The sequence below is a fragment of the Limnohabitans sp. MORI2 genome (assembly GCF_027925025.1).
Taxonomy (GTDB): domain Bacteria; phylum Pseudomonadota; class Gammaproteobacteria; order Burkholderiales; family Burkholderiaceae_C; genus Limnohabitans.
The window spans coordinates 260,624-277,190 of the sequence record NZ_AP027058.1 but is presented as its reverse complement, the minus strand read 5'-3'; the positions used below and the strand labels follow the sequence as shown (position 1 = coordinate 277,190).

General features: G+C 45.4%; 14 protein-coding genes. All 14 read right to left on the bottom strand.

Features of this window, described 5'->3' with window-relative positions; translation table 11 throughout:
• Positions 1–8: 8 nt before the first annotated feature.
• Positions 9–839: a glycosyltransferase gene (locus tag QMG27_RS01425; RefSeq protein WP_281812411.1), complete on the bottom strand. Its 831-nt coding sequence runs from the start codon at positions 837–839 to the stop codon at positions 9–11.
• The gene (locus QMG27_RS01420) at positions 836–2,098 is read right to left on the bottom strand and encodes an O-antigen ligase family protein (RefSeq protein WP_281812409.1); all 1,263 of its coding nucleotides are present in this window, start codon (positions 2,096–2,098) and stop codon (positions 836–838) included. Before QMG27_RS01420 ends, QMG27_RS01425 begins: the two co-directional genes overlap by 4 nt.
• Positions 2,091–3,053, bottom strand: coding sequence for a class I SAM-dependent methyltransferase (locus QMG27_RS01415; RefSeq protein WP_281812407.1), 963 nt, complete (start codon positions 3,051–3,053; stop codon positions 2,091–2,093). Before QMG27_RS01415 ends, QMG27_RS01420 begins: the two co-directional genes overlap by 8 nt.
• Positions 3,050–4,402 carry an ABC transporter ATP-binding protein gene (locus QMG27_RS01410; RefSeq protein WP_281812405.1) on the bottom strand — a complete coding sequence of 451 codons (1,353 nt, stop codon included), beginning with the start codon at positions 4,400–4,402 and terminating at the stop codon, positions 3,050–3,052. Before QMG27_RS01410 ends, QMG27_RS01415 begins: the two co-directional genes overlap by 4 nt.
• Positions 4,392–5,213, bottom strand: coding sequence for an ABC transporter permease (locus tag QMG27_RS01405; RefSeq protein WP_281812403.1), 822 nt, complete (start codon positions 5,211–5,213; stop codon positions 4,392–4,394). The genes QMG27_RS01410 and QMG27_RS01405 overlap by 11 nt, the downstream gene beginning before the upstream one ends.
• Positions 5,213–5,764, bottom strand: a complete 552-nt coding sequence (rfbC, locus tag QMG27_RS01400; protein ID WP_281812401.1) for a dTDP-4-dehydrorhamnose 3,5-epimerase — start codon at positions 5,762–5,764, stop codon at positions 5,213–5,215. The genes QMG27_RS01405 and rfbC overlap by 1 nt, the downstream gene beginning before the upstream one ends.
• On the bottom strand, positions 5,765–6,640 hold the full coding sequence (gene rfbA, locus QMG27_RS01395) for a glucose-1-phosphate thymidylyltransferase RfbA (protein WP_281812399.1): 876 nt from the start codon (positions 6,638–6,640) through the stop codon (positions 5,765–5,767).
• Positions 6,641–6,655: 15 nt separating this feature from the next.
• Positions 6,656–7,552, bottom strand: a complete 897-nt coding sequence (rfbD, locus tag QMG27_RS01390; protein ID WP_281812397.1) for a dTDP-4-dehydrorhamnose reductase — start codon at positions 7,550–7,552, stop codon at positions 6,656–6,658.
• An 8-nt stretch (positions 7,553–7,560) separates the two neighbouring features.
• Positions 7,561–8,622, bottom strand: a complete 1,062-nt coding sequence (rfbB, locus tag QMG27_RS01385; protein WP_281812395.1) for a dTDP-glucose 4,6-dehydratase — start codon at positions 8,620–8,622, stop codon at positions 7,561–7,563.
• Between the two features lie 2,015 nt (positions 8,623–10,637).
• A complete protein-coding gene (gene wbaP, locus QMG27_RS01380; RefSeq protein WP_281812393.1) occupies positions 10,638–12,065 on the bottom strand; it encodes an undecaprenyl-phosphate galactose phosphotransferase WbaP in 1,428 nt (475 codons plus the stop codon).
• A gap of 5 nt (positions 12,066–12,070) precedes the next feature.
• Complete coding sequence (locus tag QMG27_RS01375; RefSeq protein ID WP_281812391.1) at positions 12,071–12,982, bottom strand: glycosyltransferase family 2 protein; 912 nt, start codon at positions 12,980–12,982, stop codon at positions 12,071–12,073.
• A gap of 264 nt (positions 12,983–13,246) precedes the next feature.
• On the bottom strand, positions 13,247–14,290 hold the full coding sequence (locus QMG27_RS01370) for a hypothetical protein (RefSeq protein ID WP_281812389.1): 1,044 nt from the start codon (positions 14,288–14,290) through the stop codon (positions 13,247–13,249).
• Positions 14,283–14,891 (bottom strand): hypothetical protein, encoded by a 609-nt coding sequence (locus tag QMG27_RS01365; protein WP_281812387.1) that lies wholly within the window; start codon positions 14,889–14,891, stop codon positions 14,283–14,285. The genes QMG27_RS01370 and QMG27_RS01365 overlap by 8 nt, the downstream gene beginning before the upstream one ends.
• The gene (locus QMG27_RS01360) at positions 14,881–16,479 is read right to left on the bottom strand and encodes a hypothetical protein (protein WP_281812385.1); all 1,599 of its coding nucleotides are present in this window, start codon (positions 16,477–16,479) and stop codon (positions 14,881–14,883) included. Before QMG27_RS01360 ends, QMG27_RS01365 begins: the two co-directional genes overlap by 11 nt.
• Between the last annotated feature and the right edge of the window lie 88 nt (positions 16,480–16,567).

Genomic DNA, 16,567 nt, shown 5'->3' with positions numbered 1-16,567 from the left:
AGCGAACATCACACCCATCCCCACGCTTGGCCTGGCTGGTGATTCAGTGCATGCACAGACTTACCGTAAGTTGCTAACTCATATGCACAAGCCGCTTTGACCAAGCTACGGCGCTGATGCCGAGACAACTTTCGTGCAAGCCAGCTTTGCGCCATGTAAAGACGCATCAAATTGCGATTGCCAAGGCTGTCGCGTTGATCAAGCTTCATTTCTAACTTCAGCGCTTTTTGGGTCGTCATCCCGTAGTGGTGCAACCATGAATCAGCTGTTGTTCCAGTCTTCAAGCCAGCTTCATTGGCACGCTGAAAGAAAATGCCATCTTCATACCCCAACAACTTAGGCACAGGCATAAAGTAGCCAATCTCAGCCCACACATCCTCACGAATGGCCATACACACGGCATGTGGTGCATTTTTGCGAACATAGCCTTGCATCTTGGCTTGTGCATTTTGAGCCCACTCCGCAAAGTCGTAGTTCAGTTCACCTTCCACCATCGCAGGGCTAGCAATGTGCAGTTGATTCTCTTCAGCGGCATCTAACAAATTGCGTAACCAACCTTTGGCACACAGCACATCGTTGTTCATGACCACCGTCCATTTAGACTGAATGGCCAATGCACCTTGGTTCCAAGCAGCGCCACAACCTAAATTACGGTTATTCAAAATCACCGCACCAAACCCTTGCTGACCTAGCCATTCGCGCGTGCCGTCTGTAGACCCGTTGTCTACGGCCACGATGCGAGAAAGATCAACCTCATCGCGATCTAAGCTGGCAATGAATTGCTTGGTGTAGTCAAGTTGGTTGTAGCAAGCAAAGGTAATGGTGTATTCGTGCTTCATGATTCGCTTTCGGGTTGCATACTAAGTTTGGCTAGCACGCATACCAACACCGCATAAGTTGTGCTGTAAATTTGCAAGTCGAAATTTGAATTGGTGAGGCCAGTTAAAAAGAAGGCCCCAACCACTTGCATACCCATGATAGGGAACATTCGCTCATTCAGATTTAACTTTTTAGCCTTGTACTGCCGATAGAAAAATACAAACGGCCCAGAAATCAACATCAAGTAGGCTATGAGCTTCAGCACACCGCCGGTTGCCGCTGCATTCAATAAATCGTTGTGCGGTTGGTTGTGCTCTGCATCTGCTCTTGGCACTTCGCCAGTCTCCATTTGTCTAATGAACTCAGACTGAAACTTATGCGGACCGATGCCAACTATGGGATTAGCTTTAAACAAAGACCAAGCAGCTTGCCACATTGCCAGCCGCGAACCCAGTGAGCCTTGATAGTTACCAGATTCAGTCATTTGAATATCGCTAACTGCTTCCCGTAGTCGAAGCTTTTCTTGAATGTTTGGCGACACGACTAACAGCAACAGGAACACCAAAGCCAAAGCCGAGCCAATACGAATCAGCCAATGATGGAATTCGTCCGTCTTCACCACGAAGAACAAGGGCACAAGACACACCAACACAACAAAAGATGATCGCGACTGTGATGCTACTGCCCCTGTCAAGGCGAGTAAAAATCCAATCACAAACATCACTCGCAAGCCGCCCCTCTGAGTCGGCAAAAGCATTGCCATACTCATCAACAACACCGCTAAAAGAGCTGAAAAGTTGCCAAAATGGATTGGATGGTTGGTCGTTCCACTGATGCGAGGGAAGTAATCATCATGAATGAAATACCCATAAGCCACATCTCCAACGACACAAACGCTGGCCACTAGCAGACCTGTAACAAATGCTTTTTTTGATCTAGAACTTGTAGAAAGCGCTAATACACCTAAGGCTAAAAAGATGCGGAATGGATTTTCGGAAAATGCATTTTTCGAAAAAGCCCAATGCCACACTCCTACAAACAAACAGCCCAAAAACCACGCTGCAAATGGAATAAATATCCACCGATACTCTTCATGTGTAGCCAAATTTCCAAGCTTTTTTCGAAAGCCTGCATTTGCAATAACTGCAAACATACACCCTAAAAGAATTAGCGTTGGCAACCACGTCACAGGACGCATCGCAAACATCAAACCAAATATTGCAAATGCGAGCACAGAAAAGGTATGTGCTTCTACTAAGCCAATGAGTTTTTTAATCATTTAGCTGCCTGCATCTGCCAATAGCATCTCTATAAATTGACGCTATTGCACGAAGAACTGAAGTATATCGCCAGCTTCTAGAACTTAAAATCGCCTTCAATTCAGCTCTAGAACAATCAAGCTGATATGTAAGGTCTTCATAACTCTCAAGAGGGGAGCATGCTAGGGTTGTCCATTTATTAGCCAATTGACATGGTGAACTAATATTAGCACTCTCAATATTCAAGTGCCCTGAAACAACATGCTCAACAACTCCAGCTATACAACGTCGACCAAGATAATTATTTTTCTCCTGGCACTTTCTTACGACACACATTGAATTTATAAACTCAACAGAATGAATCTCTGAAAGAACTCCATCGTCTAAATTCAACATGTATTCCCTTTTAAAGCCTTCGATTATTTCCGACTTCATCTTAGGAACGCCCCAGTGCTCATGATTAACCATGTCCGCTAGGCACTTAAAGAATGCGATGGATGAGTATGGGTGAAAGATTCCTCCCTCGTATTCTTGCCAATAGCTACAGTGAAGATCCTCGGCAACAAAGAGCCCCTCAGATTTCAAGGCGGGGAAATAACGTGCAAAAGCTTTGACGATATCACTAGAGGTGTGCGAGCCATCTTCAATGATTAGGTCAAAACCGGCTGATTGCGCAAAAACTTGGGCTTGTGTCTCTTGCGTGGTGGCGTCCCCCACAATAACAGCGATGCGAGGGTCTGCATACGTCAGCTTTGCGCAGTCGGGGTTGATGTCGCAGCCCACAAATTTCTGGGCATTTGGAAAGTACTGACTCCAGATTTCTAGAGAGCCGCCGTTCTGGACCCCAATCTCTAGCATCGAAATAGCTTGTTCGCGGTATGGGGCAAACAGCCTGTCATATTCGTGCAGGTACAGCGCCCATTTGTCCGAAACTTTTCCCGTATGGGTCTTATACAAATCGAGTAACGTTTTCATTGCTTGTAAAAATTCATGTTCTTGAATTCGACACCCACTAGGCCATATCGAACTTTGCTGGATACGACGTGAATCAGGAGCGCGTCGTGCAACCAATGGTGTTGCACATGCTTGTATAGGTCACCGTCCGCCAGAGACGTCATTACTGAGTAGTCACCATTTGGCAGCATTGGCAAGCGAAAAGTGAAATCTGCGGCAAAACGATCCCCTGCTTTGACGGGAAATGGCTGTTGATCGGTAAAGGGCAGCGTGTTTTCGCCCAAAAGGTCTTGGCCCAATCTGTCGCGGATGAGAAAGCCCAAAATGGGCTTGGCCATTTCTTCGTGCGCCACGGCCTCAACGGTCATCTTGACCATCTCGCCACCCGTCAGAACACCACTCCCATCTATTGCGCCGCTCACAACAGACAAGTTGACCGAAACAATTTCACCCGCACCACTTTTCCAGCCGTTGGCCTCGCTGAGGTTGTTACTTACGCTCAGCTGGGCCTGATAGTCCAAGGCAGACGGTACATCGGCAGGTTTTGTCTTTGCATGCGTGGGTGCAGAGGCATCGACAGTTTGCTCGATAACTTGCAGTTGGGCCTCATGGCCATAAACCTCTTGCAGGGTGTACTGCAGATAGGCCTCAGAGATGTCCTTGGACGCTCCCACTTGCCTGACTTGGCCCGAATGCAGCCAGACAGCGCGTTCGCACAGATTGAGTACCGAGCCCATGTCGTGGCTCACAAAGAGCAAGGTGCCGTTTTCTCGGAACTTTCGAATGAACCTCATGCACTTTTGCGTGAATACGGCATCGCCCACTGCCAAGGCTTCATCCACCACCAAAATATCCGCATCCACGTGAGCGATCACAGCAAAGGCCAACCGCACATACATGCCACTGGAATAAGTTTTAACTGGCTGGTGGATGTGGTCGCCAATGTCAGCAAAGGTGGCAATGGCGTCAAAGCGTTGATCGACTACTTCTTTGCTCAACCCATACAGCGATGCCGCCATGTAGACGTTTTCCACACCCGAAAATTCAGGGTTGAAGCCTGCACCCAGCTCCAGCAGCGCCGCCACGCGGCCATGCACTTTGACTTCCCCACCTGTGGGGTTGAGGGTGCCGCAGATCATTTGCAGCAAAGTGGACTTGCCCGAACCGTTGCGTCCGATGATGCCGACGGTCTCTCCCTTTTTGATCTTGAAGCTGACGTCTTTGAGTGCCCAGAATTCTCTGTAGTACTGCTTACGCCCACGCACCAGCATTTGCTTAAGGCGGTCGCTGGGCTTGTCATAGATTTGGTAGCACTTGCCTAGACTATTGACTTCGATGGCGTATTCGGTTGATGTGTTCTCAGAGGACATCAGCAAATCCTTTGCGGGTCTTCTGGAACCAAGCAAAGCCCAGTATGGCAAATGCCAGCGAGCCTGCCCAATATAACGCTAACAGGGTCATATTGGGCAGTTGGCCCCAATAGAGAAGATCTCGCGCCATTTCAATGGGGGGAGTCAGGGGGTTTAGAAACATCAACGGCTGATATGCAGACGGCAATGACGATGCGGGATAGAAAATGGGCGTCAAAAACATGAGCACCGTAATGACCAAGCCAATAATCTGCCCCACATCGCGCAGGTACACACCCAAAGAAGCTAAGGCCCAGCTCAGCCCCATGACAAACAGCACCAGGGGCACCAGCACCAGGGGCAGTAGCAGCACATGCCAGTGCGGCACGCCAAACAACACCAAATATGCCGCCAGCCACACGCCAAGGCTAACTGCAAAGTGAAACAATGAGCTGCCCATGCTGACCCAAGGCAGCACTTCGAGCGGGAAGACCACTTTTTTGACGTAGTTGACATTGGCCAAGATCAGACCAGGGGCGCGGCCTATGCATTCTGAAAACAGGTTGAAGATCATCAGACCGGCAAACAAAACTAAAGCGAATTCGGTTTTGGAGTCACTGCCTCCAACGCCCCAGCGGGCCTTAAAGACAACGCTAAACACAAAGGTGTAAACCGCCAGCATGAAAATAGGCGTGGCCAGCGACCAAAAGATGCCAAGCATGGAGCCTTTGTAGCGGCCCACTACTTCACGGTGGACCAGATTGCGTATCAGACCCTTATTGCGCCAAAGGCTGGCGACCATCTCGCGAGGAGATGCAGAGAAGTTTTGCATCAGGCAAACACCTCGGCTTGCGCCAGCGTTAAGCCCGCTTGGTCTTTGGCTGATAGTTGCGGCGTGATACCTTGTGGCCAGGTGATGCCAATGGCCGGGTCGTTCCAAGCGATGCAGCGTTCGTGTGCTGGGGCGTAGTAATCTGTGGTTTTATAAAGAAAGTCTGCCGTATCTGACAAGACAACAAAACCGTGGGCAAAGCCCGGGGGAACCCAAAATTGTTTGTGATTGTCTTCGGTCAGTTCCACACCCGCCCACTGCCCAAAGGTGGGCGAGCTTTTGCGTATATCCAGCGCCACATCAAACACTGCGCCACGCACCACGCGCACCAGCTTTCCCTGTGGCTGCTGCAGCTGGTAGTGAAGGCCGCGCAGCACGCCTCGAGTGCTGCGACTGTGGTTGTCTTGCACGAAATTCACGTCTAGGCCAGTTGCTTGGTTAAAGTCTTGCTGGTTAAAGCTTTCGAAAAAGAAGCCCCTGCTGTCGCCAAACACTTTTGGCTCTAGCACCAAGACATCAGGTATGTGCGTGGGGTTAACGGTATAGGGCATTTATTTCAACAAATGAAGCAGGTATTGGCCATAGCCGTTTTTGGCTAGGGGCTGGGCCAGCTTTTGCAGGGCTTCGGCATTGATCCAGCCTTGGTGAAAAGCAATTTCTTCGGGGCATGCCACCATCAGGCCTTGGCGCTTTTGCAGTGTGCCAATGAAACTGGCTGCCTCTAGCAGGCTGTCGTGCGTGCCAGTGTCTAGCCATGCGTAGCCACGGCCCATGATTTCGACATTGAGCTGATTCAGTTCTAAGTAACGCTTATTGACATCGGTAATTTCTAGCTCGCCACGGGGTGAGGGTTTGATGTCTGCCGCAATGTCGCACACTTGGTTGTCGTAAAAATACAAGCCCGTGACAGCGTAGTTGCTTTTTGGCTTAGCTGGCTTTTCTTCGATGCTCAGGGCGCGCTGCTGACCGTCAAAATCGACCACGCCATAACGCTCGGGGTCGTGCACGTGGTAGGCAAACACGCTTGCACCATCGCTGCGTTTGTCGGCGCTCTCTAGCAGCTTGACCAAGTCGTGGCCATAAAAAATGTTGTCGCCCAAAACCAAAGAGCTGGGGTGGTTATCCACAAAGTTTTTGCCGATGATGAAGGCTTGCGCCAATCCATCTGGGCTGGGCTGTACGGCATATTGAATGTTCATGCCCCATTGACCGCCATCCCCCAGCAGCTCGACGAAGCGTGGGGTGTCTTGCGGCGTGCTGATGAGCAGCACCTCTTTGATGCCCGCCAACATAAGTGTGGTGAGTGGGTAGTACACCATGGGCTTGTCATACACAGGCATGAGCTGCTTGCTGACCGCTTGGGTAACTGGGTACAAACGGGTGCCAGAGCCGCCCGCGAGGATGATGCCTTTGCGTTGTTTGGTCATATCTGTTCTTCTTGTTTAGAGTATTTCGGCCAGCATGCGGTCTACGCCCTGCTGCCAAGGCGGCAGGACCAAGCCAAACGCCTGTTGCAATTTATCGTTGCAAAGGCGTGAATTAAGCGGGCGAGTTGCAGGCGTGGGGAATGCGCTGGTAGGTACTGGCGCTATGTCAGCAACCTTCCATCCAAGCTCAGGCTTGATAGCTTTGGCCTTATCAATCACATAGCTGGCATAGTCATGCCATGTGGCTTCACCCGAAGCTACAAGGTGATACACCCCGCTGAATGAAATATTTTGTGTGTTCAGCACACGGCGCATGGCGTGTGCAGTAACGTCTGCAATCAAGTCCGCGCCGGTAGGCGCACCGTGCTGGTCGTTGATAACCGTCAACTTGTCGCGCTCTTGTGCCAAGCGCAGCATGGTTTTAGCAAAGTTACCACCACGTGCGGCATACACCCAGCTGGTGCGGAAGATCAAGTACTTGCAGCCACTCGCAACAATGGCTTTTTCGCCATCCAGCTTGGTTTGGCCGTACACACTTAGCGGACCTGTGCCCTCGCCCTCTTGCCTAGCATGCGTGCCACTGCCGTCAAACACATAGTCTGTGGAGTAATGAACCAGCCATGCGCCTACTTGTGCGGCGGCTTTGGCCAAGGCAGCAGGGGCATCGGTATTCAAAAGTTTTGCCAACTCCGGCTCCGACTCTGCTTTATCCACCGCTGTGTGTGCCGCAGCATTAACGATGAAATCTGGCTTGTAGGCCAACACCGTTTGTGCAAGCTCTTCGGGTTTAGATAAATCACCGCAATAGGTGGTGCTATGGCGGTCAAGTGCCAGCACCTCACCCAAGGGGGCTAAGCTACGTTGCAGCTCCCAGCCGACTTGGCCGTTTTTGCCAAAGAGCAAAATTTTCATAGCCTACCTTAACCGCCGTACTGCTTACCCACCCATTGGCGGTAAGCACCACTGGTCACGCCCTCTACCCACACTTGGTTGGCCAAGTACCACTGCACGGTTTTGCGGATGCCCGTTTCAAACGTTTCTTGTGGCTTCCAGCCTAATTCGCGCTCGATCTTGCGTGCGTCTATGGCGTAACGGCGATCGTGTCCGGGGCGATCTTTGACATAGGTAATTTGCTCTGCATAGCGTTTGCCATCTGCACGGGGCTGTAGCTCATCCAGCACTGCGCACAAGGTGTTAACCACTTCTAGGTTTGGCTTCTCGTTCCAGCCACCAATGTTGTAGGTCTCGCCTACTTTGCCAGCTTCAAGTACGCGGGCAATGGCGCGGCAGTGGTCTTCTACATAAAGCCAATCACGCACTTGCTGGCCATCACCATAAATAGGCAGCGGCTTACCAGCCAAAGCATTGAGCAGCACCAATGGAATGAGCTTTTCTGGAAAGTGATACGGCCCATAGTTGTTGCTGCAATTGGTAGTCAGCACAGGCAAGCCATAGGTGTGATGCCATGCACGCACCAAATGGTCGCTGGCCGCCTTGCTTGCTGAGTATGGACTATTCGGTTCGTAGTTTTTAGTCTCAGCAAACGGAGGATCAGTATGCGACAGCGTGCCATACACCTCGTCGGTTGATACGTGCAAAAAGCGGAATGCTTCTTTCTCAGCCGCTGGCAGGTCTTGCCAATAAGCGCGCACGCTTTCTAGCAAATTGAAAGTACCAACGACGTTGGTTTCAATAAAGTCACCAGGACCGTGGATGGAGCGGTCTACATGGCTTTCGGCGGCGAAGTTCAGCACAGCTCGTGGCTTGTGCTCGGCCAGAAGCTTAGAAACCAAAGCTCGGTCACCAATATCACCCCGCACAAAGATGTGGCGAGGGTCGTCCTTAAGGGCATCTAAATTGGCCAAATTGCCTGCATAAGTGAGTTTGTCTAAGTTCACCACGGTTTCGGCTGAAGACGACAACCAGGTGTGAACGAAATTACTGCCAATAAAACCGGCGCAGCCCGTAATAAGAATAGTCATGTTTATATTTTAATGTTGCAAGCAGAGGGGGGGGGGCCCCGATGACAGCCCATATCGGGGGATTTCCCTCCTGACATTCGCCCCCTTACAGGGAGTTCGTTTCGCAAAACAGATTTCCAAAAACAAATGCGTCTCATTACTTAAATTGCCAACCTCTTACACCCAAGCCAAAATAGGACATGACAGACAAGATCACCTCTCTTCGCAAATCCAATAAATCCAGCGAAACCGAACACACTTCGACTGACCCTAAGACTGTCAGCGGTAAGGAGCGGTCATCCCAAAATTCGATCATACACGGCGCCACATCTCCTAGGTTATTGACCGATGCTGAAAAAAAGACATATGCAATTTTTCTCTCAGCGGCGATCGCAATCAAACGATTGCTGATTACCTGTCAACACGCCAAATCGATCCGACCAAATTCGATGATCCGGTTAAAGGTAAAAAACCACCCGATCCAAGCAAGCTAACTATTAGGATTATTTCCCCTGACGCTCAGGAGGAGCCCGAGCATCAACCCGAACTACGCGATATCAGCGTCAAGACACTACAACTTAGCGCTGCTTGGTTTCGCCTAGAGACATGGGAGTTCATGAAGAAGATTTTTAGGGTGCGTGAGATGAGTGCTTTAGCTGAAGTAACTCAAGAGGCCGCATTGCCCGACCCAGAAAAGCTTGATCGTCTGATGCGCTATCAGACAACTATCAGTAGGCAATTATCCTCCGCTATGGGGGAGTTACTTGAGTTGACTCGGCGAGGTTAAACTGAATTTTTCGTGTTGTTTTTCCTAACACGCGGTGCATTCTCAGGCGCCCCAATGAATTCCACGGCCCCTTGCTCTAAAGCTGTCTTGACTCAGATTAAGGTTCTCATATTTTGAGTCTCCGGCACCCCGTCCGAAGCCTCAACCCTTCTTGTAGACAACAAACTAACTCGCGCAGTACGGGCTAAATCCCCACCTGACCAGCGCAGCATAGCTTTTTCTGTACACACCTAACCGGAAGTGATTGACATTTAAATTTCACATGTGACACCATTAGTGTATTTTTGTGAGGCCAAGGTTATGTCTCAGCATGCTTCAAAACAATTGCTTGAATCGCTCCTCGAACATATACACGACGCATATACCCCGAACACAATTCGAGAGTATTGAGCAGACATGCATGAATTTATCGAATACTGCGGTCAAGTAACAGCAAACACCCTACCAGCAAATTCATTAACAATTTCAACCTTCCTGATGTCTACAGTCTCGCAGGGCATCAAAAACTCAACCGTTCGTAGAAAGGTGGCCTCCTTAAGCGTAGTTCACAGGCTTTGAGTTTCGCCGATCCAACCAAGCATCCCGATGTGAGAATCACTCTCAGAAAAATATCCCGCCAACTTGGCAACAGGTTTGAGCAGCCTATCCCGTAACACGAGAGCTGTTAGAAAAGCTTTTGAAGGTTTGCAAAAAGACATACGAGGCATTAGAAACAGGCTTCTATTGCTACTAGCCTATGACTCCATGCATCGTAAATCTGAACTCATTTCCCTTCGGATTGAATATATCAAGTGGCTTCCAAATGAAACTCGTTGCATCCTTTGGCGAAGATGTAAGACGGATCAACAAGCAACGGGAAAATGGATTCACTTAACATGAGAGTCAACCGCAGCCCTTAAGCACTGGCTCGAAAAAGTCAGCTTTCGGAAGGATTACTTCTCTGAGGCATTACGCCAGCCGGAAAGATCACAACTTCCCTTTGTGAAAGTCGTATCCTCGGATTTATAAATCACTCGCTAAGCGCGCAGGCTTAACCGAAGAAGTGATTTCCGGAATCAGTGGTCATTCCGTGTGCGTAGACTGCGCTCAAGACCTTTTGAATCTTGGCGCTAGCCTCCTTCAAATTATGGCCCAAAGGGGCTGGTCAAAAAAAACAAAGTAATGAGGATGTGGAGAGGGCACCATCCAATTATTGTCAATTTGGAGTACCTACAGCCCGTATTTGAGACAGCATTAACCGCCCTCAATTTCAATAAGCACCTTTTCTTTGAAAGACCACTTTAATTGTTTTAAACAGTATCGAGACGTCGTACCACAATGACCAGTTCTTAACGTACCAAGTGTCTAGGTACACGCGAGTGTGGTAGTCCACGTCATTACGGCCACTAACTTGCCAGAGTCCTGTCACACCTGGGCGAACCAATAAAAAATAATCCACATCCTCACCATAGTATGCTAGCTCCGCCTGAATCACCGGACGTGGGCCAACTAGGCTCATCTCACCACGAATAACATTTATGAGTTGGGGCAACTCGTCTAAGCTTGTTTGTCGTAAAAATTCGCCAATACTTGTAATGCGCGGGTCATTACGGAGCTTGAACTCGCGCTCCCACTCCTCACGTACAACAGGATCTCTGGCTAACAAGAGTCGCAATTGCTCCTCAGCATTCACGTGCATGGTACGGAACTTGAAACAAGCAAACTCCCTCCCAAATTGTCCTACCCGCTTATGGGCAAAAATCGCAGGGCCGCCATCTCTGCGAATCATCCAGGCCATGAACACAAACGGTAGCGCCAGAAGCACTAGAAGCACCAATGCGGCCACTAGGTCAAAAATCCGCTTAATTAATCGCGAAGGCCAGTAGCGTAAATTATTGCGCAACTTGAGCATCGCCACTTCATGCGAGAAAAAATACGAAATGTTCGTACCTAATAACGGAACTCCACGTATCGCGGGGACAACACTGACATCCTCAGCCCCACAGTGAACGAGCTTACGTAATATTGCCCCTTGCATCCAACTTTGTCCTGGCTCCAGCGCTAGCACAAACTGCATACCTGGCAGTTCACCCCATTTTTTCAATACTTGTCCATCGTTTTGCAAGGCGTGGTCTACATCAACAAAATCTAAAACATCAAAGCCAAGAACTGGCTCACTTCGCAGCGCCTCAGCTGTCTCATGTGCATTAAGACCATTTCCAATTACCAGCGTGGGTCGCTGCCATAAACGCATGCGTCGCATGGCTGATCGAAACATGCCGCGCACCAAAGGTAGAAATAGTGCCGTTAGCGACCACACAAGAGCCCACCACAGGCGTGAAGAATTCCATCGCGAAATACCAATTAGCGCCAGATCTAAAACAGATAATAACAGCAATACCCAAAGCACTTCACCCAACTCAGACCAATAGGGCTTGCGATCACTGTAATGACGATATCGCACCCAAAAAACCACTAATCCCAAGATCACCACCCCCAACCAGGCCTCGTAGCGTTGAAGATCTTGGGACACCAACCATTGCTCACCGCGCTGACCTCCCCAGATCTGCGCGAGAACAGCAGCAAGTAAGGCAGCCAGAACTAATGCAAACACATCTCCTAGGAGCAAGGTTGCTTTGCTTAGACAGATTTGCGCATGAGTCAAATCACGACGCCCCTCAGAAAAAGTCAAACCCATTCCCATCAACTCCAGTAACCTCTGTGCATACTGCACCAACGCTTTACCTTTAATGGCAAATGCGAGTCTTGTCGACCTAGCTTATAGCCCAGCCATTTGGCGATACTGCGGACCATGGCATTTGGTATCCAGCCTGGTGCATGGCGCCACAAAAAATTCAATTCTGAACTCACAAAACGCAGCCCTTCTCCTCCCGCCTCACCAAACGCCTTAAGTATCCAAGGGCTGCGAGCGTGAAAAATACCTGTGTCAAAGTATCGACGAAACTCCTGCATAAGCGTGTAATTGTGCGAATGTTGGACGCAGGCCTCGGCTATATATGCCACACGCTTACCAGCCATGAGCAAACGCGCAGCGGCAGACATATCCTCGCCCAAAATCACATCTGAAGGAAAACCACCAACCGCCTGCAAATCTGCCAACCTGTATGCAGCAAACGAATTTGAGAAAAAACAGGTCTTAAGTCCAAGCTGCGGCTGGTCTACCATGCTGATCTTCCGTGAAGTGTTTGGATAATTGAAGTTTCTAGCGTGTGCGGCCAGTGGTGTGGCGTTGTCATGGGGAAGCTGGCGTCCGTATGCGCAGGCCACTTCAGGATCACTAAACGCATCAAGCAGCGTCTTCAAAGTATCAGGGCTTACCAGCAATGCATCTTGAGTCATAAATACAACAATCTCTGCAGTATCATGTAAAAGTTGCAACGTCCAGTTGCGAGTGTTACCATGGTTAAAGTCACACTTCGCTATGCGCAAACAATTCCAACCGTCAGGTAAACTTGAAAAATTAGTTCCATCCGTTGAATCCGAATCAACGATAAGAACTTTTAATTCCACCATTTGTTGTTCAATGATATCCATCACCCATCGTGACCACATCTGGCCAGGATTATGGGTTGGAACAACCAAGCAAATTTTCATACGCGCGCTGAGCAATTTAAAAAGAGAATCTCAAACTTATTGATGTTGCTTATAACGCTCATGTATCGCCGCATATACCTCTCGTAACCATTCATTTTCTCGCACTAGCCACACCACTGAATTAAAAGTTATTTAAGGCCTCAACACAGGCCGGCCAACGTATTCATTTGCCACACTATTTATAATACATCTAATATAAAAGATATGCAACTTTAATAAAAATTAATTTTTGTAGCACCCCCAAGACAAATATCATCCAATGATTTAATTTTTATTAAAATATTCATTAATTTGAGAGTGAATATCATTACTAATAGGTCCAGGATTTTTCTGATTCAATGAAGCCATCCCAAAAAAAACCACATTTGGCGAAATCGACTCTAAAAACTGATTAATTGAACATCCATTTATCTTAAGATTATTATAGTGAATTGAATCACCAAATCCATTCGCATTCGCGCGCAGATTTGCAATATTATCTTGAATTTCTATTTCCAATTTAGATTTAAACTTGGAAAAAATCTGATCGATACATATCGGGAAATTAAATGTGTCCAAAGCAAATTTTTTTTGAACACCCAAAAAATGATTTATAGCTCTAGGTATACCATAACGTATAACAGTATCTGAATAATTACTCAAATTATTTGACTTAAATCCCAACCTCAACTCATGACCAAAATCTGTTAATTCAAAAAAATCAACATTAAAACTATTATGTATAATTGATATGGCATTAAAAACACCGCAACAAACGAAAATTTTATCATATTCGGAATAGTATTTTTTACCATTCAACATCGAAACTAATTCAACTCTAACTCTATTATTTTCGGGCATTATTTTATTGCAATAAAAATTACCAACTCGAACCCCAGCAAATAACTTTGCCGATGTGTATATATTTCCGTTAAAATCTTGTAGTTGGCAAATACTATCCCTATTAGAAGTTGATCCAGTGTTATCATAACTCAAACGAACCAATTTTGCTCCAATTCGCTCCAGTGCTGATGAAGCATCAAAATCCAGTTCGGCATCAAAAAAGCCCCCCCAGACTGTAGAATTACCTCCTATTATGGTGCGATTGTGGAGCTTTACGTTTGGCTGAGAAGTAACTCCTAAAGTTGAGAGAGAATTAGCCCTATGGCCGAATAGTTTGTTAATTTTCAGATTTTTGATATCTCTAACCTCACTACTGGAATCCAATCGAACTACACTAGGACAAATTACATCTATTTTATTTGAACGACAATAGCTGTATACTAATGCAGCAGAAAAACCAGCACCGACAATTAAAACATTATCCAAGAATCAACCTCATCAAACGATCAATAAATATAGACCTCTTAATATTCAACATAAATGGCATTGGACATTTCCGAAGAGGGCCAGATCTTAAATTATAACACTTCACTAATTCAATCAATTCAATTGTATTAATGACAGTAACCATCTTTAATTTTAGCAATAAATCTAAAATTAATGGATTAATTGATGAATATGAACTTTTCCACATCATATTATTCAACACTGTAGGCACATTTAATATATATACTGAATTAAAATTATCAGTCAATAAACTAGCAAGCTTAAGTTTTGCAAATACATATCTCGAAAACGTATACCAATTAAATATGCCATATGTATTTATATAAATAATATCGGCCTTAGACAGATTCATTTTATTTAAACGGTGTAACTGCCAATATACATTAACATTAATATATTTTTCATAATCATGCATGTATGATTCATAATCATAACCACACAATATTATTTTATCATACGATCCTTCAATAAATCCGGTATTTCTCCAAGAAATAATTGTAAGTAACGCTTCAGGCCAAGCTTGTTTAACTACATATTCAAATTTAGAACTTCTACCAATTAATAAAATGTTAGTCGACATTATTTTTTCTCATAAGGTATTTTGCGAATTTGGAATCACCGTCACCAGTATACTGCTCAGGCCAACGACTTGATATAGAATTAACATCATCTATTTCTCTAAAATTTAGAATCGATCTAGTACCAAGAATCTCTTTATCATTTTTATTAAAAAGCATAACATCAATTCGATATACATCTACATCTGGAAATCTGATATTTATGCGATCTTTCACGCACAATGAAAGATTGTGTTGACTTAAGCCAGGAACAATTTTATCGAAGTTGTAATCCCTGCCCTGTATAACAATGAAAGCGATATTTTTCAGTTCGTCTTCATTATTATTTTTAATTAATATACATTTATTATCATTGCTCAGTCCTCTATGATAGTCTCCACTTGTAATATTTAAAATATAAAACTTATTCTCTTTGAAGCTTAAATTAACCTGCCTGTATAACTCACTCAAACCAGAGAAGCTTCCAATTAATAGAATAAGCAGCAATATCGATGAAGAAATTTTTTTACCACTTCCAATAAATATTTGCAATTGTTTCATCGAAATTAAATAGATAATGAACAATGGAGGACCGGAACCTCGCATTGAAAAATCGTTACTCCATCCGATCTTATAAAATGGCAGAATAGCAAGCATTAAAGTTGCTGAGACAAGTAATATAAAATCCTCTTTACTTAATATACTTTTATGAAAAAACAAAAATAGTGACAATATTAAAAATTCAAGCAAATAAAATGCAATAAACTTCTGTCCATAAAGATTAAAGTCCCAATAAGACCACAAGAAACCACGAGGTATTGAACTTTGATCCTTGCTTAAATAAAAAATTGCTAGCACACAAATAAATATAATTGCGAAAGAATTAAATGTAAAAATGACATCTTTTATCCTGCGATTTTTAAATAGTAAAGGCGCGAAAATAGCATACCCTATTAATGTAAAATGAGACCAGAATGCGATTAAAGATATTACATATAGCAAATATCGAAACATTCTCGCTTGAATGAGATAATATATTATGCATACCCCAAGAAACTGAGCCGAGAAATGTTGAGCGCTCCATGATAAAACCGTAGCAAAGGAACTGTATTGTAAAAATGTGTGAGAAGTCCACCATTCAATATGAGTACCAAGTGAAAACTGAAATCTATTAAATACTAACTCCCCTATAATATCAAAACCACCAAATAATATAAAAAATAATATAGCCATTTTTGATTTCAAAAGCCTTATAATCCAAAGAAGCACTAAAGCAATCCCTGTGGCATGACTTAAGAAAAGAAATATATTCCCCAGCAACCATCCAAACTTCTTTCCAACCAATGCTGGGAAAATAAAAAATCCTATTGGATAACTCAAGATTTGATTATTTACTTGATTTTCTGGGAAAATTACAGGCCAATCCCTTACGATCAATTCTTTAAATATCATTTGATTTTTATCATGATCTCCTGTTTGAAAACCAAAATACCCCACCCCAAATATTGAAGCAAAAATTAAAGAAAATAGAATTAAGGCAACATCTATCCTATTAATATTAAATATTATTATTTTTTTTTGCGAATTAATGAGGTTATATAGTGGGTACAAAACACTTGACGCACATAATATAGAATATAGAGGCTCTAAAAAATACACTGAAAAAATAAGACACGGCAAGGCCAAATATATAATGCTA